The organism is Fimbriimonadaceae bacterium, from assembly GCA_023957775.1.
GTDB lineage: Bacteria > Armatimonadota > Fimbriimonadia > Fimbriimonadales > Fimbriimonadaceae > JAMLGR01.
Map to the genome: position 1 here is coordinate 82,949 of JAMLGR010000014.1, position 20,032 is coordinate 102,980.

The 20,032-nt window shown below is 65.9% G+C and carries 22 protein-coding genes; 10 read left to right on the forward strand and 12 right to left on the reverse strand.

What is annotated here, in order from left to right:
* Positions 1 to 37: 37 nt before the first annotated feature.
* The gene (locus M9921_12225) at positions 38 to 556 is read left to right on the forward strand and encodes a phosphatase PAP2 family protein (protein ID MCO5297613.1); all 519 of its coding nucleotides are present in this window, start codon (positions 38 to 40) and stop codon (positions 554 to 556) included.
* A 181-nt stretch (positions 557 to 737) separates the two neighbouring features.
* On the opposite strand, the gene M9921_12230 is transcribed toward M9921_12225, so the two are convergent.
* The 3 genes from M9921_12230 to M9921_12240 form a co-directional block, all read right to left on the reverse strand.
* On the reverse strand, positions 738 to 1,742 hold the full coding sequence (locus tag M9921_12230; protein ID MCO5297614.1) for an acetyl-CoA carboxylase carboxyltransferase subunit alpha: 1,005 nt from the start codon (positions 1,740 to 1,742) through the stop codon (positions 738 to 740).
* On the reverse strand, positions 1,732 to 2,514 hold the full coding sequence (gene accD, locus M9921_12235; GenBank protein ID MCO5297615.1) for an acetyl-CoA carboxylase, carboxyltransferase subunit beta: 783 nt from the start codon (positions 2,512 to 2,514) through the stop codon (positions 1,732 to 1,734). The genes M9921_12230 and accD overlap by 11 nt, the downstream gene beginning before the upstream one ends.
* 187 nt (positions 2,515 to 2,701) lie before the next feature.
* Positions 2,702 to 2,929, reverse strand: a complete 228-nt coding sequence (locus M9921_12240) for a hypothetical protein (protein MCO5297616.1) — start codon at positions 2,927 to 2,929, stop codon at positions 2,702 to 2,704.
* Here M9921_12240 and M9921_12245 point away from each other — a divergent pair.
* Together M9921_12245 and M9921_12250 are read left to right on the forward strand one after the other, a co-directional pair.
* Complete coding sequence (locus M9921_12245) at positions 2,928 to 3,254, forward strand: DivIVA domain-containing protein (protein MCO5297617.1); 327 nt, start codon at positions 2,928 to 2,930, stop codon at positions 3,252 to 3,254. The genes M9921_12240 and M9921_12245 overlap by 2 nt on opposite strands.
* 106 nt (positions 3,255 to 3,360) lie before the next feature.
* Complete coding sequence (locus M9921_12250; GenBank protein ID MCO5297618.1) at positions 3,361 to 3,507, forward strand: hypothetical protein; 147 nt, start codon at positions 3,361 to 3,363, stop codon at positions 3,505 to 3,507.
* A 140-nt stretch (positions 3,508 to 3,647) separates the two neighbouring features.
* Here M9921_12250 and M9921_12255 read toward each other — a convergent pair whose 3' ends face one another.
* From M9921_12255 to M9921_12285, 7 genes are all read right to left on the reverse strand, one after another.
* Complete coding sequence (locus tag M9921_12255; GenBank protein ID MCO5297619.1) at positions 3,648 to 4,457, reverse strand: MinD/ParA family protein; 810 nt, start codon at positions 4,455 to 4,457, stop codon at positions 3,648 to 3,650.
* On the reverse strand, positions 4,458 to 5,780 hold the full coding sequence (locus M9921_12260) for a hypothetical protein (GenBank protein ID MCO5297620.1): 1,323 nt from the start codon (positions 5,778 to 5,780) through the stop codon (positions 4,458 to 4,460). It lies immediately after the preceding gene.
* Between the two features lie 83 nt (positions 5,781 to 5,863).
* Positions 5,864 to 7,327 carry a proteasome accessory factor PafA2 family protein gene (locus M9921_12265; protein ID MCO5297621.1) on the reverse strand — a complete coding sequence of 488 codons (1,464 nt, stop codon included), beginning with the start codon at positions 7,325 to 7,327 and terminating at the stop codon, positions 5,864 to 5,866.
* 9 nt (positions 7,328 to 7,336) lie between these two features.
* Positions 7,337 to 8,281: a 4-hydroxy-3-methylbut-2-enyl diphosphate reductase gene (gene ispH, locus M9921_12270; protein ID MCO5297622.1), complete on the reverse strand. Its 945-nt coding sequence runs from the start codon at positions 8,279 to 8,281 to the stop codon at positions 7,337 to 7,339.
* A 5-nt stretch (positions 8,282 to 8,286) separates the two neighbouring features.
* Positions 8,287 to 8,712 carry a hypothetical protein gene (locus M9921_12275; GenBank protein ID MCO5297623.1) on the reverse strand — a complete coding sequence of 142 codons (426 nt, stop codon included), beginning with the start codon at positions 8,710 to 8,712 and terminating at the stop codon, positions 8,287 to 8,289.
* Positions 8,713 to 8,742: 30 nt separating this feature from the next.
* Positions 8,743 to 9,690: a glycosyltransferase family 9 protein gene (locus tag M9921_12280; GenBank protein ID MCO5297624.1), complete on the reverse strand. Its 948-nt coding sequence runs from the start codon at positions 9,688 to 9,690 to the stop codon at positions 8,743 to 8,745.
* Positions 9,677 to 10,684 carry a glycosyltransferase family 9 protein gene (locus M9921_12285; protein ID MCO5297625.1) on the reverse strand — a complete coding sequence of 336 codons (1,008 nt, stop codon included), beginning with the start codon at positions 10,682 to 10,684 and terminating at the stop codon, positions 9,677 to 9,679. Before M9921_12285 ends, M9921_12280 begins: the two co-directional genes overlap by 14 nt.
* A 34-nt stretch (positions 10,685 to 10,718) precedes the next feature.
* On the opposite strand from M9921_12285, the gene M9921_12290 reads away from it, so the two are divergent.
* From M9921_12290 to M9921_12300, 3 genes are read left to right on the forward strand one after another with little or no spacing between them, the layout of a single operon-like run.
* Positions 10,719 to 11,882 (forward strand): MFS transporter, encoded by a 1,164-nt coding sequence (locus M9921_12290; GenBank protein ID MCO5297626.1) that lies wholly within the window; start codon positions 10,719 to 10,721, stop codon positions 11,880 to 11,882.
* 12 nt (positions 11,883 to 11,894) lie between these two features.
* Entirely contained in the window at positions 11,895 to 12,788 is an 894-nt protein-coding gene (locus M9921_12295) for a hypothetical protein (protein ID MCO5297627.1), read from the forward strand.
* Complete coding sequence (locus M9921_12300; protein MCO5297628.1) at positions 12,785 to 13,621, forward strand: N-acetylmuramic acid 6-phosphate etherase; 837 nt, start codon at positions 12,785 to 12,787, stop codon at positions 13,619 to 13,621. The genes M9921_12295 and M9921_12300 overlap by 4 nt, the downstream gene beginning before the upstream one ends.
* 137 nt (positions 13,622 to 13,758) lie before the next feature.
* Here M9921_12300 and M9921_12305 read toward each other — a convergent pair whose 3' ends face one another.
* Complete coding sequence (locus tag M9921_12305) at positions 13,759 to 14,646, reverse strand: PEP-CTERM sorting domain-containing protein (protein MCO5297629.1); 888 nt, start codon at positions 14,644 to 14,646, stop codon at positions 13,759 to 13,761.
* A 559-nt stretch (positions 14,647 to 15,205) separates the two neighbouring features.
* On the opposite strand from M9921_12305, the gene M9921_12310 reads away from it, so the two are divergent.
* From M9921_12310 to M9921_12320, 3 genes are read left to right on the forward strand one after another with little or no spacing between them, the layout of a single operon-like run.
* Entirely contained in the window at positions 15,206 to 16,495 is a 1,290-nt protein-coding gene (locus M9921_12310) for a homoserine dehydrogenase (GenBank protein ID MCO5297630.1), read from the forward strand.
* Positions 16,492 to 17,658 (forward strand): PLP-dependent aspartate aminotransferase family protein, encoded by a 1,167-nt coding sequence (locus M9921_12315; protein MCO5297631.1) that lies wholly within the window; start codon positions 16,492 to 16,494, stop codon positions 17,656 to 17,658. Before M9921_12310 ends, M9921_12315 begins: the two co-directional genes overlap by 4 nt.
* Before the next feature lie 16 nt (positions 17,659 to 17,674).
* Positions 17,675 to 18,253: an N-acetylmuramoyl-L-alanine amidase gene (locus M9921_12320; GenBank protein MCO5297632.1), complete on the forward strand. Its 579-nt coding sequence runs from the start codon at positions 17,675 to 17,677 to the stop codon at positions 18,251 to 18,253.
* Positions 18,254 to 18,260: 7 nt separating this feature from the next.
* Here the strand turns inward: M9921_12320 and M9921_12325 are convergent, their stop codons facing one another.
* The gene (locus M9921_12325) at positions 18,261 to 19,433 is read right to left on the reverse strand and encodes a PLP-dependent aspartate aminotransferase family protein (protein ID MCO5297633.1); all 1,173 of its coding nucleotides are present in this window, start codon (positions 19,431 to 19,433) and stop codon (positions 18,261 to 18,263) included.
* 94 nt (positions 19,434 to 19,527) lie between these two features.
* Here M9921_12325 and rpoZ point away from each other — a divergent pair, with 94 nt between their 5' ends.
* Positions 19,528 to 20,028 carry a DNA-directed RNA polymerase subunit omega gene (gene rpoZ, locus M9921_12330; GenBank protein MCO5297634.1) on the forward strand — a complete coding sequence of 167 codons (501 nt, stop codon included), beginning with the start codon at positions 19,528 to 19,530 and terminating at the stop codon, positions 20,026 to 20,028.
* Positions 20,029 to 20,032: the final 4 nt, after the last annotated feature.

The window sequence follows — 20,032 nt, forward strand, 5'->3', positions numbered from 1 at the left end:
TCCTCGGCACCCATTCTGATTTTTGCGGTTCCGAGTCATGACGCTGTGGCAACTGGATCAGTCCTGGTTTCGCGCGATCCACGAAGGGTGGCGCCAGGACTGGTTGGACCCGGTGATGCGCCTGGTGACCGACTCGGGCCTTGGATCGGTGCAGATCCCAGTGTTGCTCGCGCTCCTGTTTTGGCGCCGCGCCCGGCCGTATGCGGGGGCTTGCTTGGGCGCGTTCCTGCTGTCCGGTGCCGTGCGCCTGGCCATCATGCGCTGGGCCGACCGCATGCGCCCGAGCAACTTCGACTTCGCGCACCCGCTCGAGTCGGTGTTCGGCAACACCAGTTTCCCAAGCGGGCACACGACCACCTCGTTCGCGATCGCGTTTACGCTCCTATTCATGACCCGAGGCTCCCGGCCCTGGGTCGGGTGGGTGGCGCTGGGATGGGCGTGTCTGGTGGGATTGAGCCGCATCTACGTGGGAGTCCACTATCCCACGGATGTGTTGGGAGGCGCCGGCCTGGGATTGGCTTCGGCCGCCGCGCTCCACCTCTGGCGCAACCGCTGACCGTGGGCGTGCGTCCGATCCCCAGGGTGCCAAGCCCACTCTGAGTGCCACGCCCGCTGGACGGGCGTGCTGAGCCGTTCGGCCTGGAGATTGAACTCACGCCCGTCGGGCGGGCGTGGCACCCGCTTTGTTCGCGTCAAGGCCTTCACACCCGTTTTGGGAATCCGCGACCCCCGAACAACTACCGGAAGAGGGTGGGGGTGACCCCGTCCTCGGCGCGGTAGATGCCCATCGCGCGGAACTTGTCGTAGCGGTGGTTGCGAAGGGCGTCGGCGTCCAGGGTCTCCAGTTCCGCGAGGTGCCGCACGATGCCCTCCTTGACGATCGTCGAGGACTCGGGCAGGTCACGATGCGCCCCGCCGCGCGGTTCGGGGAGGATCTCGTCGATCAGACCCATCTCCAGGGCAGACTGGGCGGTGAGCTTGAGCGCGGCCGCGGCTTGCGGACCCTTCTCCGGTAGCCGCCAGAGGATGGCGGCGCACCCCTCGGGCGGGATGACGCTGTAGATCGCGTGCTCCTGCATCAGGACCCTGTTGGAGGTAGCGATGCCGATCGCTCCGCCGCTGCCCCCTTCGCCGATGACCACCGAAACCGTGGGAACCCCCACCTGGAACATGGCGACCATCGAGGCGGCGATCGCCTCGGAGATGCCGCGGGACTCGCTCTCCACGCCGGGGTCCGCCGCGGGCGTGTCCACAAACGTGACGATGGGAAGGCGGAACCGATCCGCCATCTGGAAGAGCCGGATCGCCTTGCGGTACCCCTCGGGCTTGGCCATGCCGAAGTTCCGGAACTGCCGCTCCTGGATGTTGCGCCCCTTCTGGTGTCCAACGACCATACAGGGACGCCCGTCCAGCATCGCTGGACCGCCCACGATCGCGTGGTCGGCGCCGAAGCACCGGTCGCCGTCCAGTTCGATGAAGTTCGTGAAGATCGTGTGGATGTAGTCGAGGGTGTACGGGCGCTTCTCGGCCCGGGCGACCAGCACCTTTTCCCAAGGGCCGAGGCGGCTGTACATCACCGCGATGTAGTTGTCGCGGCGCGCTTCGAATTCCTTGATGCGGTCGGCGAGGTCTTTGCGCTTGGACTCTTCGCGCTCCGTGCCCGCCAGCTCTTTGAGCTTGGCGATGCCCTCCTCAAGGTCGATCAGAGGCTTCTCCCACTCCTTCCAGCTCTTAGCGGCCACGGACACCTCCCAACATCTGGACCAGCGAGGCGAGGGTGCCCCGCATCTCCTTGCGCGGCACAATCCGGTCGATCATTCCGTGGGCGAGCAGATACTCGGCCGTCTGGAAATCGTCGGGAACCTTGGAGACCTGGGCCTGTTTGCTCACCCGGGCTCCGGCAAAACCGATCAGGGCCTTGGGTTCGGCGAGGATCACGTCGGCCACGCTCGCGTAGCTGGCGAGCACGCCCGCCATGGTCGGGTCGGTGAAGACGGCGATGTACGGGGCCCCGCTCGAGGAGCACCGCTGAGCGGCGGCGGTGGTTTTGGCCATCTGCATCAGCGAGAGAAGCCCCTCCTGCATGCGGGCGCCGCCCGAGGCGCAGAAGATGATGGCGGGCATGGATCCCTCGGTGGCGCGCTCCAGCGTCCGCGTGATCTTCTCGCCGGCCACCGATCCCATCGAGCCGCCCATGAACGCGAAATCCGCCACGGCCGTGCTCACGCGGACGCCCTCGAGAAGGGCCGTGCCGCTCACGACGCTGTCGAACGCCCCGGTCTTGGACTCGGTGGCATCCAGCTTGTCCTGGTACTCCGGGAACTGCAGGGTGTTGATCGACCGCAGATCCCGATCCGCCTCTTCGAACGACCCCTCGTCGAAGGTGCACGCGATGCGTTGGGCGGCGCTGAGCCGGTGGTGGTGCGAGCAGTGGGGGCAGACGCGGAGGTTCTGATCGAACTCCGCCGAAAAGAGCACCTTCTTGCACCGGGCACACTGGAGAAAGGCATCCATAGTTGACCGTGCCCTTGGGAGTCGGGCTCGGACGCTCAGGATACCCGTCCCTTGGGCCCGGGCCGACACGGCCAAATGGTGGAAAATGGTGCGGATGGCACAACCCTTGCAGTCCCACACTTCGAGGCGGCAGGCAGTTCCAATGGCCGAAGAGAGCACCGAAAAGAGACCGACCGGGAAGATGTTTTCAACCTCGTTCCGCGGCTACGACCGCGACGAGGTCGAGACGCATTTCGCGCAGGTGAAGACCGAGACCCAGCACCTTCTGGGCCAACTCGCGGCGCTGCGTCAATCTTTGGAAGAAGCGAAGCTGGAAGCCCAAACGGCGACCGCGCGCCGAGGAGGCCGAATCCAAACGATCCGCCGCCGAAACGGCTCTCGGGCAGATGGTCGCCGAGGTGGAGCGCTTGCGCATGGAGCTCGACGGCTCGGTCAAGGAGCGCGACGAGCTGAAGGAGCGCGTCGAAGGGCTTCAACAGGAGGAGTCCGCCTCCCGCGAGATCCTCAGGGCGGCCCAGAAGACGGCCGAAGAGATGCGCGCCAACGCGAGGCAAGAAGCCGAATCGATGGTCCGGACCGCCGAAGAGCGGGTCAGCAAGATCGAAGCGGACGGTCGAGAGCGCCAGAAGGAGCTCGACGAGCAGTTCGAGCGGATGCGCGCCGAATTCGACAAGTTCCTTTCCAAGGCCCGATCGTTGGCCAGCGGCTTCGTGCGCGAGATCGACGAAGTCCGCGAATGACCATGCGAGGTGCATGGAGTGCATGGGAGGTGCCACGCCCGCTGGACGGGCGTGACCCCCACGTCCGAACCCGCGATGGATTTCAAGGTGTCCATCCGTAGGCTTCTTGCCAAGACAAGAGGCCGAGCGGTGGGTCCCGTACACCGGTTTCCCCCTGATGGGCAATGCCGCGCGCTGCTACCGGAGCGCCGGTTTGGAGGCCGACGCCCGGCGTGCGGAGAAGGAAGCCGCGCGGCTGAAAGCGCTTCGCTAGCGGCCGGAAGCCCCTCACCCCCTGCCCCCTCTCCCCCAGAGGGGCGAGGGGGTCCAGACTCCCCACCCAAAGCCCAAGGCCCAAAGCCCAAAGCCCAAGGCCCAAGGCCCAAGGACGAAGGACGAAGGACGAAGGACCAACTACGCCGGACGCTTGACGCCGATCGAGAACACCTGGCGGAGCCGGTCCACGAGCGACTCGGTGGCGGGAGTGTGCTGCTGTCCCAAGAGGCTCGCGGCGAGCCGGGCCACATCTTGCGATGCGGGCAGGTTCGGCTGCGCGAGCAGGAAGGGCTGGCGCTTGCGGATGCACGCGACGGCGTGCGGATCGTGGCGCACCATGCCCGCGTAGATCAGCGACTTCTCAAGAAACTGCTGGGTGATCGAGAACAGCTTCGCGTACACCGCGCGCGCCTGTGGTTCGCCGGAGACCATGTTCATCACGACGTGGACCTTGGCGTTGGGCTTGCGCGCGTACAGCGTCTTGGCCGTGGCGTACGCGTCGGTGATGCTGGCCGGATCGGGCGTGCTGATGAGGAGCACGTCGTCCGCGGCTTGCAGGAACGTCATCGTGTTGTTGTCGATGCCGGCGCCCGTGTCGAAGATCAGGACGTCCATGCACTCTTCCAACTCGCTGAGCTGTCCGAGGAACGCATCGAGCCGACCGGCCTCGAGGTTGACCAGCGCCTGCACGCCGGAGCCTCCAGCGACGAACTGGATGCCTCCGGGGCCAGGCGTCGCGATCTCGAGGAGACGCTTCTCCCCGGCGATCACGTGCTGAAGCGTGTGGGGTGCCTTCGTCCCGAGCACCACGTCGAGGTTCGCCAGACCCAGGTCCGCGTCGAAGACCAGCGTGCGAAGCCCACGCTGAGCCAAGGCGATGGCGAGGTTTGCGGAGAGATTGGTTTTGCCGACTCCGCCTTTGCCACTGGTGACCGCGAAGGTCCGCATCTACGCGGCCCTCTTGCGGCTGAACAGCCGTCGCCAGAGGCTCGGCCGGTCCGCTTCGCCACCCTCGAGAAGCTCCAAGAGGTGGTCGCGGTCGCCGGGCTTGTCGAACCGCTTGGCCTCGTCCGCGTGGGAGAGAGCGGCCCAGTTGTAGGATCGCAGCGTGTTGGCCAGGTGGAACGGCGAAGAGAAGCGCTTCGTGGGATCGCTCTCCAAACACCCGGCGACGACCTTGCGGAACGCATCCGGCATGTTCGCCACGGCCTTGTTCGCGTCGCCCCACCACACGCCGTTCTCGCCGGTCGCGTGCGGGTTCTCGCCGGTTGCGCACTCCCAGAGAAGCGTGCCGAGGGCGAACACATCCGCGCTGGCGGGGCTGTTGCTTTCCGAAAAGACCTCGGGACAACCGTAGTTGGCGGGCGGGTTCGCGATAGGTGCCAGCATCGGGCCGTTCCAGCGGATGAAGATGTTCGACGGGCAGACCAATCCGCACCGCCCGCCGTTCTGGTTCAACGCTTCGACGCCGTCGGCGATCTGGGCCACGATCTCTGCGGCTTGGGCAATGGTGCGGGCGCCGCGCGTACGGAGCACCTGCTCGAGGGTCTCACCCTCCATCGGCTCGAGGACCGACCAGCGGTGGTCGTTGGCCTCCAACCAATCGTAAACCGTGCAAATACTCTTGTTTTGGGTTCGGGCGCACGCTCGAACGAGCTGGAACTGCTCCCACTCTTCGACGCTTCCCGCCGAGACGCACTGCAGCGTCACTTTGCGGTCGAGTTCTCGATCGTAGGCGTCCATGAGCGTGGCGATCCCCAGGCGACGCCGGGGCTTGGGGTTGATGAAACGCTCGGGAACAAAGGCCGCCTCGCCCATCGGTTCCACCACCGGACCTTCCTCGAGGCGGTAGGCGGAGCGGATGGCCTTGGTGAGGCGTCCCTGGGGCGCGATGTACAGGATCAGCCTTCTGCGCACGAGCTGCGAGAGAAGATCGGTCGTGATGACGTCGATCGGGTCGGCCAGGGCGCACTCGAACGCGTCGTCGACGATTCTCAAGGGCAACACGCAGTAGGAGAGCGCGATGTTGGAGCTGATCTGGTCGAGCGCCGCGGGCTCGGGGCGCTGAACCTCGGGTTGCCAATGCGGGTAGCCGTACTGTTCGGCGAGGCACGCCGAGATCTGCTCCTCGGTGGCATAACCGCGTTCGATCAGGATCTCTCCCAACCTGCGGTTCGTGCTTTGCTGCGCGGAGAGCGCAACGGAAAGCTGTAGGTTGGTGATGAGCCCCTGCTCCACCAAGAGGTCGCCCAGCTTGCGGTATTGATTCATGGAAGTTGACGCTCCGATAGGAACCCTTGTCAACGATTGTCGGCACGACCCGACCGTAACTTTACGGGGAATCCCGTCCTTCGCTAATCCGTGGCCGCGTAGGTCTTGAGGGGATCGGTCATTTCGACGAACTCGTCCCGACCCAGCGCCACCCCGTTCCAATCGAACATGTAGAACGTGGGGCCCTTGCGGTCCAAAACCTCGCGAACGCGCTGGGCGCGCCCCTTCGCCCTCGTGTCTTGCGGCGGTTCGGTCATCGCGACCGCGACATCGGCCTCGGACACGAGCCGCTTGGACTGGCCCATCTCCTGCAGCGCGTGAAAGAGACTTCGCTCCGGGTCGATGTTGTGGTACTCGAGATCGACGGAGTGCAGGGCGTCGTCTCCGGGCTCGAGGTCGTACTCCTTGCGGTACTGCTCGACCATCTGCCATTTCGCCACCCAATCGAGCCGATCGGCAAGCTGGAACGGATCGTTCTCGAGGCCGTCGAGGGTGCCGCGCCAAGCATCAAGCACCCAGTCGGTCTGCTCGTCATCCCCCCGGTAGCGTTCGGCGAGATCCAGATACCGCCGCTGAAGCTGCGTCGCGCGTTCGCTCGAGCCGTCCGCCAGCGTCACCTTCCACGTGAAGGAGGGGTCCCGACTCACCTCGCGCAACGCGCCGAGGGGGTTGGCGAGCAACACGTCGTCCGGGACCTGGTTGTCCTCCAGCAGGCGGATGACCAGCGCAGTGGCGCCGACCTTCAGCGCGTACGCGAACTCGTGCTGGTTGGATTCGCCGAAGAGGAGATGGAGGCGCGTGAGCCCGTCGTGCGAGTAGAAGTGCTCCCACTTGGGGTTGATGAGGGCCCGGTTGAACCGCACGCGACTGGCGATGGCTTTGACGATGTGGTCCGCACGCTGGCTGAGCTGGAACGCCACCGAGTCGTCCTCCTCGACGTTGTAGACGTGGCTCACCCAGATGTAGTCCACCGGGTGCTCCATCATCTCGCTGTAGCTCGGGCCCGAACCTCCGGCGGTCAGGAGGTGACCGCCCACCCGGCCTACCCCGGCGTAGATTTGGCGCGTGACCAGGAACGGAACCAACAAGGATACGGCGGCGCTGAGGAAGTCGTCGTCGGATCGGACGAGGTAGTTCTCGTGACAGCCGAACGTGTGGCCACCGAAGTGGTCCACGCTGTTGTTGTAGAACTGCACGTCGTCCCGGAGGCCCATCTCCCGCACCGCGCGGACGATGAGGCGCTGTCCGGCGCGGTCGTTTGCGATCAGGTCTTTGAGCGAGCGGCACTCGGCGGTCGCGTATTCGAGGTGCGAACCGACGGCATCGACGTACAGCCTCCCTCCATTGAGCAGGAATCCCCCGTTCCGTGCGGGTTCGAACACGTCGTCGCGCGCGTGGAGGTCGATCGCGCCCAAGCGCAGCTCGTGGAAGAGGAAGTCCTTGACCACGTCCACGATCGCATCGGCGCCGCCCAAGGACTCATCCGCCACCAGACAGCCGAACTCGGTTTCGACGCCGAAGACGCGCGGCTGGGTCTTGAGGGCCATACGGCTATTCTACTGGGCCATCGCGAGCTGGATCAGATCCCTCGGCGGCTTGAAGTTCACGTCCTCCTTGATCGTTTCGAGGACCTCGACGGGAACGTCCGGCCGCCCCTGCAGCAGGCTCCCGATGACGTCCTGCACGAGGTGCTCCGGCGTCGAGGCGCCGCTGGAGACCCCGACGGTCGCGAACTGGGTCCGCCACGGCGCTTGGACCTCGTCGGGGTACATGAGCAGGTGGGCTTCCACTCCGAGGGACTCTGCGACTTCGCGCAGACGGTTGCTGTTCGAGGAGGTGGTGGAACCCACGATCAGCACGAGATCGCACTGCTCGGCGAGGTTGCGAATGGCGGACTGGCGGTTCGTGGTCGCGTAGCAGATGTCTTCCTTCTGGGGCGTTTGAAGGTGCGGAAACCGTCGTTTGAGCACCGAGAGCGTCTTCTCCACCTCGTCCACGCTGAGCGTTGTCTGGGTGAGGACCGCGAGCTTCTCGTAGTGGGGAAGGCGAAGGCGCTCCGCGTCCTCGGGCGTCTCGACAAGCACCATGCGTTCCGGCGCCTCGCCCATCGTGCCCTCGGCCTCGACGTGGCCCGAGTGCCCGATGTAGATGAGGAAGTAGCCCTTGCGCGCGAAGTGGCGCGCCTCGTTGTGCACCTTGGTGACGAGGGGGCACGTCGCGTCGATGATCTTGAGCTCGCGTTCCGCCGCCACGTGCCGCACCTCGGGCGAGACTCCGTGCGCCGAGAAGACGACCGGGCAACCGGGGGGAATCTCCTCGATCGATTCGACGAAGATGACGCCGCGCTTTTCGAAACTGCGCACGACCCACTCGTTGTGCACGATGGCGTGCCTCACGTAGAGGGGGGCGCCGTGGATCTTGAGGGCGAGATCGACCACCTCGATCGCGTATGCGACGCCTGCACAGAACCCGCGCGGCGCGGCAAGGAGGATTCGCTGCACGAGGTTCAGTCTACCGGAGGGCCCGAGGTCCTCTTGAAGACCCTCAGCGGCAACGGATCCACGCCCTGGGGAGGAGGCACGGGCTTCATGCGGAGGGTGTCGCCCCCGTCGATCGTGAACTCCCGGGGTTCGAACCGGTAGCTGACGCTCACCAGATCGGTCTGTTTGCCCAACTTGATCGCCTCGTCCATCGCCTTGAGGTTGACGGCGTCCAGCGACTGGCCGTCGTACGATTCCGGCTGGACGTAGACCGTGTTGCCCACCTTCGCATACGTTCCGGCCAGGGTGTGGCCCTCCTCTTCCAGGGAGAACGTCTTGTCCTTGGTCAGCGATAGCCGCACGTTGCCGTCCGCCCATTCTCCCGCGAGGTCGATGGGGGGTGCTTGGCAACCGACGAGGAGCAGCAGGAGGGGGCACAATCGGCGCAACATGCCCCTATAGTAACAGGATCGGACCGATCGTTAGAGCGCGGCGATCGCCGGGGACGTCAGGCATGCGGCGACCAGGGATTCGACCGAGATCTTCGCCATGTCCCCGCCCGGCGCCACCAGGACGCGGTGGGGCGGGTGCCGGTGGGCCCACTTCTCGGGGGGATTGGGTCCGAAAACGGTCGCCGTGGGGCACCCCAGGGCCGCCGCGATGTGCATCAGGCCGGTGTCGGCACCCGCCATGACGTTGAGATTCGCCAGCACGCCCATCGCTTCGCGCAACGTGATCGCGCCGACCAGGTTGACGACCGGCACGCCGGCGAGCGTGGCGACCTCGTCCGCGGTGGCGCGCTCCTCCCGCCCTCCGAGCAGCACGACTTTGACACCCTGCGCGTGCAGCTTCCTCAACGAGTCGGCCGAAGTCTCCACGGGCAGACGTTTCGACTCGTAACGGGCGCCGGGCTGGACGCCAACCGTCGCGCCGCGGCAAAGCTCCAACCCGGCGGCTCGTTCGGCTTCGGTCACCCGAAGGCTTGGGCGGCAGTCCGGCACGGGGCCGACGATCGATCGCAAAAGCTCCAGCCCGCACTCCGCTTCCGGCGACAGGTCGCCGTAGGGAACGGAGTGGGTCAGGAGCCATGAGCGGGCATCGGTCCGGTGCCCCGCCCGGATGGGTACGCCGCCCGCCCAGGCACCCAGCGCGGACCGGAAGCTGCGGTTGAGCACAATCACGGCATCGGGACGCAGGGTTCGCAGCAGGCGCCCGGCCCGAACGGGTCCCCAGAAGCCCTGCTCGGGCCCCGACGGGAGGAATGCAAGCGAGTCGCTCCGGTCTTGGAGAAGCTCCTGTACCGAGGGGCCCGCCAGTACCGTCACGCGCTCGGATCGTGCGGCCAGGGCGTCGAGCAGCGGGGTCGCCATGACGGCGTCCCCGAGATAGCCGGGCTTCATCCAAACCAGCACGTGTCTAAAGCGCGTCATTCACTGCCCCCACGACTCGAGACGGTTCGATGGACGCGACTGCGTCTCCGCTCTCCGGAACGAGCGCGCGAACGTTGGGCGCCGGGGGACACCAGAGTCGGTGGATTCCCTCGCGGAACAGCCCGATGGTCGGAGTCGCCGTGGCCGCGGCGAGGTGCAGGATTCCGTTGTCGAGCGTCAGCACCGCGCGGGCCTTCCCGAGGGCGCCGACGACTTGCGGAAGGGTGAATGCTCCCCTCAAGTCGCTTGCCAGACCGCGATCGATCACCACGTCCTCCACGGTGCCACCCTTCCAGTATCGCCCCTGAGAGGCCTTCGGCGCACCAAGGACGCCGATGCTCACTCCCCGCTGCTTCAGTTGGGCAAGCGCCTCCAGCCATCGAGCCTCGGGCCAGAGCTTCTCGGGCAGACTCGCCGAGCAGGCAACGAGCACGTCGGGCACGGGGCGGGTTGGGGAGGCGGAGGGAACACGGTAAGGCGGTATGGGGCCGTCGAAGTACGCCAATCGGCAGAAGATCTCGCCGATGAAGCCGGTTTGCAGCATGGGGAAGCGCGCGGGGAGGTTTTCGGCGACCCACTGGGTGTCTCGCCAAAGGTCGCCGCGGGATCCGGCTTCGAACGGGAGCTCGCCGCGGCCGTCCGGCGCAAGGCAAGGGCCGACGATCCGGGCACCCTCGCCGATGAGCGAGGCAAACGCCGCGGAGTGGGGTGTTTGTTCGAGGTTGACCACCACGTCGAAAGGGAGGTCGTCCCGCACGCTTTCGTAGGCGCTTTGGAGGGAGGAGCCGTGAAGGGGAAAGGTGCGATCGGGCAGATCGCTTGCGTCCTCGAGTTCGCGGGTGCGGACCCCGCCGAAGTAGTGGAGCGACGCAGGCTTCGTTTCGCGAATGCGTTGGAGGAGGGGGGTGGCCACCACGAAGTTGCCGATCGCGTCGTTGGCGAGCACGGCGACCCGCCAACCGTTCTGCCAGGCATCGTCCGTGAACCGGCGCACGTTAGCGAGTGTATCCCATGCAACAATGCCATCCATGCACCGGCGCGTGTGGCACTTGGGCTGGATCAGCTTCTTTGCAGACATCTCCTCCGAGATGGCTTACCCGGCGATTCCGTTGTTCCTCAAGAACGTGTTGAAGGCGCCGGTGGCCGCGATCGGGTTGGTCGAGGGCGTCGCCGAGGCCCTGGTAAGCATCATGAAGGGCTTGTCGGGAATTCACTCCGACCGTTCGGGCCGCCGCACCCCGTACCTGCAGTGGGGATACGGTCTGAGCGCGCTGGGCAAACCGATGATCGCTTTGGCGACCGTATGGCCGATGGTGCTGCTTGCACGGGTCACGGACCGTTTGGGAAAGGGCATCCGGACGCCAGCGCGCGATGCCCTGCTTGCCGACACGGTGGACGCTTCGCGACGGGGGGAGGCCTTCGGCATTCACCGGGCGATGGACACCGCCGGTGCCCTCGTCGGGGTCCTGCTGGCGCTGGCCCTGCTGTACTGGATGCCCGACGGCTACCGGACGCTCTTCCTCTTGGCGGCGATCCCGGGAGCCATCTCGGTGGTGCTGACCCTTCGGCTCACCGAGGCAACGCCGGTCGAAGACCCCGAAACCGGAGAACCGGCACCTCGGCCCGCCCCGATCTCCGTGCGGGACCTTCCACGAGGTTATTGGCGGGCCCTGGCACTGGCCATCGTGTTCGCACTGGGCAACAGCAGCGACACTTTCCTGCTGCTTCGCGCGCAAAATCTTGGCTACTCGGCCGCCGCCGCGATCGGCGCGTACGCCCTCTACAACGTCACGTACGCGTTGTTGAGTCGGCCGATGGGGCTGCTGAGCGATCGATTGGGGCGCTGGAGGGTTCTCGGCGCCGGTTGGCTGGTCTACGCCGGCGTCTACGTCGGGTTCGCCACGCTGGGCGCCCATGCGGTGTGGCCGTTGTTCGCGGTGTACGGCATCTACATGGGCTTTACCGACGGGGTCGGGAAAGCGCTTGTGGCGGATCACGCGCCCGCGGGATCGAGGGGTACGGCGCTTGGTTTCTTCTACTTTGCGAGCGGCTTCGCGACGCTCGCGTCAAGCTTGATTGCGGGTCTGTTGTGGGATCGGATCGGGGCGGCCGCTCCGTTCTGGTTCGGCGCCGCGTGCGCGGTCGTGGCCGCCGCCCTGATCCCAGTGACCCGTCCGCGGGCGATGGTATAACCGACGCGACTCGTGGCTGTCTTTTTGGGTTTGGATTGCGGAGGGTCCTCATGCCGCGCCGTCGCGGTGGATGGGGAGGGTTCCGTGCTGTTCCAAGGCCAATCGGGTCCGGCCAACATCCTCTCGACGCCGCGCGGCCGCCTACGAACCAACCTGCGCAGCGCGGTCGACGGGTGCCCGCCGGCGGACGTCGTCTGCGGCTGCTTCGCGGGTTTGCTCACCGACACCGACCGATCCCTCGCCCGGTCTTTGCTTTTGGAGCTCTTTCCCGACGCCACGATTCGATGCGAGCCGGACTATGTCGCCGCCCTGCTCGCGTGTCCGGAGGGCACCGACGTTTGCGTGATCTCGGGAACGGGGTCGGTGATCTGTTCGCTGGAGGGCGGGGCGATCCGGAAATCGGGCGGGCGCGGGTTCCTCTTGGGCAACCCGGGTTCGGCCTACGCTTTCGGCCGCGATGCGATCCGCTGCTACCTCCAGAAGGGCGAAGGGGCCGTGGGCGGCCACCTGCTCAGGGAACTCGACCGCCGATTCGACAGTCGGAGCGAGAACGACGTCGTTGCGGCCGTCCACCGCAGCGGCACGCCGGCCGCCGTCTTGGCGCGCTTTGCATCCCCCTGGGGCCGCGACGCGGCCGAGGGGAATCTTTGCGCGATCGAGAGCGTTAGGAAGGGGACTGGCCGCCTTGCCCGCCAAACGGCCGAACACATCGCGCGGTTCGTTCCGGGCGCCGGAACGGTTCGGATTTGTCTGGCCGGCGGTCTTTGGAGCGGGCCTTCGATCTACCGAGAATGTTTCGAGGAGGCGCTCGCCGCGGCGATCGCGCCCCGGGAAGCCGTGGTCGCCAAGATCGAACAACCGCCCGTGCGCGGCGCCGTGCGGCTTGCAATGGAAACCAAACAATGAGCACAGAGTCTCGCAACCCCCGTTCCTTCGGCCTCGACAAGATGAGCGCCCCTGAGATCGTCCGCCTGATGAACGAGGAGGAGTATTCGGTGCTCAACGCGCTTCAGCGTGCCGAGGCCCAGCTTGCAGAGGCGGCCGAGAAGGTCGCCGAGGCGTTTATGAACGGCAACCGCACGATCTATGTGGGAGCCGGAACGAGCGGACGGATCGCTGCGATGGATGCGGCCGAGATGCCCCCCACCTTCGGCATCGAGCCCGACCGGTTCATCGCGTTGATCGCGGGCGGATCTAGCGCGGGCGGCGTCGCGATCGAGGATGCGGAGGACGACGAGCACGCCGCGATCGTCGCCCTGAACGCCTTGAACGTGGACCGGGGAGACGTGGTGATCGGACTGGCAGCCAGCGGTCGGACTCCCTACGTGCTTTCGGCCGTGCGCCACGCCAACCAGAAGGGAATCTGGACCTGCGGCATCGTAAACAACTCCGACACGCCGCTTGCTCAGACCGCAGACCTCGGCATCTTGTTGCGCACCGGTCCCGAAGTGCTCACCGGCTCGACGCGGCTCAAGGCGGGAACCGCGCAGAAACTCGCGCTGAACCGGATCAGCACCGCGGCGATGGTGCTCGCCGGGAAGGTGGTCGAGAACCTGATGGTCGATGTGAAGGCCAAGAACGCCAAGCTCAAGGAGCGGTGCGTCCGCATCGTGCGCGATCTGACGACCTGCACGATCGACGAGGCGTGGGCGCTGTTGGAGCAGAACGAGTGGAGCATCCGCGCAGTGCTCGAGCACCTCAAGCAGGCCGCCCCCACCTCGCACGCCTTCGAGAGCTAGCACGGTGTTTCGCCGCGCGCGACCCAGGGCAACCGTCGGCGGCCTCTTCGAAGTCGTTCTTCAGCACCCTGCCAGGCCGATCAACCGGCGTGCGGACGCCCGGCCCGCTGGAGACTCTGCGGGCCAGGCGAGAATCATCAGACCCGTTTCCGCCTCTTGGCTGCGAGGCTCCCCACGCCCAGAATCAGGGCCGCGAATGTCGCAGGCTCGGGGACCGGGGTCACGACCACGGTGTGGGCATCCCGGGTCATGAAGTCTGTGTCGCCGATGTTCCGGCCGCCCATCGCGCGCAGGTAGAACTCGGCTTGGCCGGGCAGCGCCGCCGAGTCCGCCGTGTACTGAACCGAGTCCCCTTCCCACACTTCGCCGGGATTAAGGATACGGTTGAAGTCGGAAGAGGTCGGCCAGGTCCCGAAGGAGGAGAGCGACACGTTGGTGGTCGCAGGGCCATAGGTGATGGCCGCCCAAGACCAGATCGGTTCACTGCCGTTGGTGAGCCTCCAGCGGTAGGGGAGCGTCGTGCCGCCAGGTACCACGCTTTGGGTGGGATTCAGAACTTCGCCGACGAGGCCGCCATAGCCGTCGTGCACGTCGAAGGCGAGGTCGCTCGAAGCCAGAACCTCGTTGGCGCTGACGTCGGCTCCTCCACGGAGAGTGACGGTTCCCGTGCGCAGGCCCGTGGTCAGATCGGGTTCATTCTCGAGCCCGATCACGAACAAGCCATCTAAGAAGAAGGGGTTCACGGCCTCGTTGTCGCCAAACTCGGTTCCGAAGAGGTTGTTGAGCGGCCCTGAGGGATCGATGCGGATGTCGGTCCAGTCGCCTCCCGTGGGCGTAAAGTCGAACGAGTTGATGAAGAGCGAACCACCGGAGTGGTTCTCGATGGTGCCACCGTAGGGCACCGTGTTGCCCTGCCACCGGTCCGCGCCAGGAGTGGTCCCGTGTCGGGGATCGAGGTTGAAGGTCAGTTGGGCACCCGCCACGGCCGAGGCCGAACAGACGAGCATTAGGGTCCAGATTCGCATGAGGAAATCGCCTCCTGCGTGAATCGTAGCCAAAGCCGACTCGCACTGCAATGACAAGCGATCACGACCGGCAAAAAAACCTGAACGAAAGTGGCAGCCTCGTGCGGCGAGTGCGCACAAGTGGCCCGCAAATGTCGCCCGGAAGTATGGAACTACTCATCGATGCGTTATGCGGGGCGGGCTTTGCGACAATGCCTTCAGAGGGTGTCGCATGACTGTTGTGCCGGGCGACCGGCGCCACGCCTTCTAGACGGGCGTCACCCTCGGTGCCTGGCCTGGTTTCGGAAGGTGCCGCCTGCGAATCGCACGGGACTCGCCCTTGGGTTGTGATTTACGCCCCGCGTCGGACATAATGGCCCTTCGAGGAGCATGGTGTTCATCCACTTTCTAGACATGATGATGCCTGGCGCCACGCGAGACGTGGCGTAACCGTTCATGCTCCCCACCGTGAGATTTGGGCCACCCTGAGCCGATGCCGTCTTAGCAACCCTTCCTGAAACAACAGGTCGTCACCCGCGCGTGTGGGAGGCGGCTTTTTTTGTGGGTTCGGAAGGTGAATGTGAAGGAAGTTCGAGTCGGATTGATGGGATGTGGGGTTGTGGGCTCGGCCCTGGCGGAGATTCTGTGCGAGGAGCACGCGGTGATCGCGGCCTCTTCCGGCGTTCGCCTGCGGCTGGGCAAGACGTTGGTGCGGGACGTGGCCAAGGTGCGGCACGGGGCTGCGGAGCGGCTGGTGCTCACGGATTGCCTCGACGTCGCGCTGGAAGATCGCCAGGAGATCGTGGTGGAGCTGATCGGCGGCGACGACGTCGCGTTGCGCGCCGTTCGGAGAAGCCTCCGAGCGGGGAAGAACGTGGTGACCGCGAACAAGGTGATCCTTGCGCGCTATGGGGAACAGTTGGCGGAGCTGGCGCACCGCAAGGGGTGCTCGCTGGCATACGAGGCCAGCGTCGGCTCCTGCATTCCCGTGCTCCAATCGCTGGACCACACACTGGCTTCGGAGCGCTTCTCGGCACTCGCCGGGATCCTCAACGGCACGTGCAACTACATCCTCACCCGCATGGAGAGGGACGGGCTCGGGTACGAGGACGCGGTTCGGGAGGCCCAGAAGAAGGGGCTTGCCGAGGCCGATCCGGCGGCCGACGTCTCGGGCTCCGACGCGGCTTGCAAGCTGGTGATTCTCGCGCGGAAGGCGTTCAACGCCTCGCTCAGACCCGCCGACGTGCCGACGGAGGGAATCGAGAGCGTCTCCGCCCGGGACCTGGCGTTCGCCAAGACGTTCGGCTGCGCGATCCGGCTCCTGGCCACCGCGCGCCGCTCCGCCGCAGGCCTGGAGCTTCGCGTCGGCCCCCACCTCGTGCCGTTCGACCACCCGTTCGCCACGGTGCGCAACGAGTCCAACGCGATGCAGCTCGACGGCGACTCCGTGGGACGCCTGTTCTTCGCGGGACCGGGTGCGGGCGCCAAACCCACCGCACGTGCCGTGCTGGGCGACATCCTCAGCATCGCGACGGGCGAGCGGGACTGTGTCCCCGGCCGAAGGTCTCTGGACCTGGAGCGGCCCCTCTTTCGCCCAGCCGCGGACGCGGAGAACCGCTATTACCTGCGCCTCTCGTTCGACGACCAGCCGCACGTGCTGGCCGGGGCCACGCGCATCTTGGACGCCTGTGGCGTGGAGGTGCACCGAGTCGAGGCCCTGGGCGCGGGGCACGGCGACATCGTCTTTCTGACCCACTCGACCACCCGGGGACGGATCCAGTCCGCCCTCGCCCGACTCAAGAGACTGCGGTTCCTCAGCGAAGCGGCCCGCGCATTCCCCGTCTACGACGATCAAGGAGATCCATCATGAGACCCGAAACCATCGCCATTCACGCCGGAAGCCAGGCCGAGGGCCTTACCGGCGCCATCGTTCCGCCCATCTACCAGACGTCCACGTACCAGCAGCAAGGTATCGGTGACCACAAGGGCTTCATCTACACGCGCACGGGCAACCCATCGCGCTCGTTGCTCGAGGAGAGCCTGGCCGCCATCGAAGGCGCGCAGCACGCCCTGTGCTTCGCGTCCGGCATGGCGGCGATCAACACCGTGGTCCAGTCGCTGAAGAGCGGGGACCACGTGCTGTGCCCGGCCAGCGTTTACGGCGGGACGTTCCGGCTGCTGTCGAATGTCTACGACCGCTTTGGCATCGAGGTCTCGTTCGTCGAGATGGCCGACCTGGAAGCCGTGCGGGCGGCCCTGAGGCCCAACACGGCCGTGCTCTGGCTGGAAACGCCGACGAATCCGCTTCTCGGAGTTTGCGACATTGCGGAGCTGGCCGCGCTGGCACGCTCCAAAGGGATCCTGACCGTCGTGGACAATACGTTCGCCACGCCGATCTTCCAGCGCCCGCTGGAACTGGGTGTGGACCTGGTGGTGCACTCGACCACGAAGTATCTGGGCGGACACCTCGACGTTCTCGGCGGGGCGCTGCTCTGCAACGACGACGCCCTCTTCGCCAAGTTGAAGTTCCTGCAGAACGCGGTCGGGGCGGTCCAGGCACCGTTCGACGCGTGGCTGATCCAGCGGGGCCTCAAGACGGTGGGCTTGCGCGTTCGTCAGCAGGCGTCGAGCGCCCATGCCATCGCCGAATGGTTGGAGTCGCATCCGCGCGTGAGGCGCGTGCACTACCCTGGGCTCGCGTCCCACCCGCAGCACGCCATTGCCGCCAAGCAGATGAGCGGATTCGGAGGCGTGCTCTCGTTCGAGCTCGAGGGCGTCGCGGAAGATGCGGAACGGTTGGTGGCGTCGACCCAGCTCTTCGCGTTGGGCGAGAGTCTGGGGGGCGTGCGATCGCTGGCGTGCATTCCGGCCAAGCAGACGCACGCGAGCATGACCCAGGAGGCAAGGGACCGTGCCGGGATTTCGGACACCCTGGTCCGCCTCGCGGTGGGACTCGAGCACCCGCAGGACCTCATCGAGGACCTGGAGCAGGCGCTCGCATCGGTGCCGAGCGTCGCCGCGGTGATGCGTTGACCTGTAGAATAGGCGTGTGAACGCGTTCAGTTTGCTTCCGGTCATCGCGGCCCTTGCTGGGATTCAGCAAGGGCCGGCCGTCATGCCCGATCCGTGGGTGGCGCCCGGCTTTGCGAAGATCATTTGGGTCCAATCGCCGAACTGGGGAATGCGCCCACCCAACACCGTGGTGGACACGGTCGTGGTGCACCACACCGCCAATGACTCGTTGGAGGGGACGACCAAGTGGTTCTTCACGCCGGACAGCCAGGTGAGCGCGCACTACACGATCGGCAAGGACGGGTCCATCGTTCAGCACGTGTCCACGTTCTTGCGCGCGTGGCACGCGGGCGCGAGCATCGATTCGCAGGGGCGGGCGAACGTCAACGACTTCTCGATCGGGATCGAGCTGGTGAACGTGGGCGACGGGAACCACCCGTACCCGCAGCCGCAGCTCGACGCGCTCCGCTACCTCATCGGCAGCCTGCGCCACCGCTTTCCACTGAAGTACATCACGAGCCACAAGTTCATCGCCCAACCGCCAGGCCGTAAGCCCGACCCGATCAACTTTCCGTGGGCCACTCTCGAAGGCCTAGGACTCAAAATCGACCCCTAAGAGCCCCTCAACGCTCAACGCTCGCTTCGAAGGCCCGCTCCAAATCCTCGATGAGGTCCTCCACGTCTTCGAGGCCGCAGTGGAGGCGGACGAGGTGCCGGGCCTCGGGCCAGTGTTTGGGCTGATGGTTCAGGGGGACCACCAGGCTCTCGAATCCGCCCCAGCTCACGCCGATCTTGAACATCTCCAGGGCGTCGACGAACCGCTTGACGGCCTCGGGATCCTGGTTCTTCGGTTCGAACGAGAGCAGGCCGGTCGAGCCCCGCATCTGCTTGAGGAACAGGTCGCGCTGCGGGTTGTCGGGAAGCGAGGTGTGGAACACACGGGCGACTTCAGGACGACCTTGAAGCCACTTCGCAACCTCGTTGCCGCTGCGCTCGTGCGCCTGGACCCTCACCTTCAGGGTGCGGAGCCCGCGCAGCAGGAGCCAAGCGGGGAAGGGGGCGAGCGCGGCTCCGAAGATCGTCATTTCCCGCCGGATCAGCCCCTCGACAAATTCGGCGGATCCGCACAGCACGCCCGCTGTGATGTCGCTGTGGCCGCCCAGGTACTTGGTCGCGGAGTGCACGACGATGTCGATTCCCATCGCCGCCGGGCTTTGGAAGATGGGGGTCGAGTAGGTGTTGTCGATGAGGGTCTTGATCCCCCTCTCCTTGGCGAACCGACACACGGCTTCGATGTCCTGCAGCTCGAAGATGATGCTTCCCGGCGACTCGAGGTAGATCAGCGCCGTGTCGGGCCGCACGGCGTCGAGAATCGCCTCGGTGCTTCGCCCGTCCACGTACGTGACCGAAACGCCGAACCGCTCGAGGTACTCCGTGAACGTGGGAATGACCCCGTAGCACGTGTCCACCACCACCATGTGCGCGCCCGTTTGGACCAGGCTGAGCATGCCGAGGGTGATCGCTCCGATGCCCCCGGAGAAGACCTTGGCCCCGTCGGTGCCCTCCAGCGCGGCGATCTTGCGCTCGACGATGTCGAGGGTGGGATTGCCCAGCCGGCTGTAGTGGTAGGGAGGCCCTCCCGGGTGGTTCGCCCACGCGTCCACGAACGCATCGACGGTCTCGAACGTGAACAGGGAGTTCTGGAACAGCGGCGGCGTGACCGCGCCGAAGGGGATCTCCTCCTCGGCGAAATGCTGCAACAACGTCGATTGACGCCGAGGGGGTGGTTCCTTCACGCGTTCCAGTATTGCGCGAATCGGAGGTGATCCTGGCGCGTACCTTGGGTATAATTTGCGTTCTGGGGCGGCACATGAGCCCCCAGGAACCGTTATGCTGCCTTCCGCCGATATTCTCAACGAGTTCGAATTCGGGAAGTTCGTGCTTTCCAACCTGGCCGCCAAGCGTGCGAAGCAACTTCGCGAAGGCGCGCCGCCACTGGTGCAGATCGATTCCAACCACCCCCTGACGATCGCGCTCGCCGAAATCGCCGCGGGGCGGATCAAGCCCGCGGTTCCCGCCGCGGCCGAGTTGATCGACGACGGCGTGGAAGTCGCCGTGCTCTCCGAGGACAGCGTGCCCGCCGAACTGGGTCTGCTGCTTCCGTCGCTCGACGAGGTCGAGCTGGTGCCCGACGCCGACGAGGAGGATGCCGACGACGAATCGGACGACGAGGTCGAAGATCGCCCCGTCAGCCTGAGCGACCTCGCCGACGACGACGACGACACGGAAGAGGAGACGGTGGCCGCGGACGGAGACGACGAGACGCTCTCGCTTTCGGACATCGCCGAGCAGGAGTCCGGCGACGACGACGAGAACGAATCGGACGACTAGATTT

Coding starts and splice junctions, on each gene's coding strand:
- M9921_12280 (MCO5297624.1), bottom strand. CDS start 9,690: ATGACGCGCTTTAGACACGTGCTGGTTTGGATGAAGCCCGGCTATCTC.
- M9921_12305 (MCO5297629.1), bottom strand. CDS start 14,646: ATGCGAATCTGGACCCTAATGCTCGTCTGTTCGGCCTCGGCCGTGGCG.
- M9921_12260 (MCO5297620.1), bottom strand. CDS start 5,780: ATGAATCAATACCGCAAGCTGGGCGACCTCTTGGTGGAGCAGGGGCTC.
- accD (MCO5297615.1), bottom strand. CDS start 2,514: ATGGATGCCTTTCTCCAGTGTGCCCGGTGCAAGAAGGTGCTCTTTTCG.
- M9921_12255 (MCO5297619.1), bottom strand. CDS start 4,457: ATGCGGACCTTCGCGGTCACCAGTGGCAAAGGCGGAGTCGGCAAAACC.
- M9921_12265 (MCO5297621.1), bottom strand. CDS start 7,327: ATGGCCCTCAAGACCCAGCCGCGCGTCTTCGGCGTCGAAACCGAGTTC.
- rpoZ (MCO5297634.1), top strand. CDS start 19,528: ATGCTGCCTTCCGCCGATATTCTCAACGAGTTCGAATTCGGGAAGTTC.
- M9921_12240 (MCO5297616.1), bottom strand. CDS start 2,929: ATGCGCAAGCGCTCCACCTCGGCGACCATCTGCCCGAGAGCCGTTTCG.
- M9921_12275 (MCO5297623.1), bottom strand. CDS start 8,712: ATGTTGCGCCGATTGTGCCCCCTCCTGCTGCTCCTCGTCGGTTGCCAA.
- M9921_12300 (MCO5297628.1), top strand. CDS start 12,785: ATGAGCACAGAGTCTCGCAACCCCCGTTCCTTCGGCCTCGACAAGATG.
- M9921_12225 (MCO5297613.1), top strand. CDS start 38: ATGACGCTGTGGCAACTGGATCAGTCCTGGTTTCGCGCGATCCACGAA.
- M9921_12245 (MCO5297617.1), top strand. CDS start 2,928: ATGGAGCTCGACGGCTCGGTCAAGGAGCGCGACGAGCTGAAGGAGCGC.
- M9921_12290 (MCO5297626.1), top strand. CDS start 10,719: ATGCACCGGCGCGTGTGGCACTTGGGCTGGATCAGCTTCTTTGCAGAC.
- M9921_12315 (MCO5297631.1), top strand. CDS start 16,492: ATGAGACCCGAAACCATCGCCATTCACGCCGGAAGCCAGGCCGAGGGC.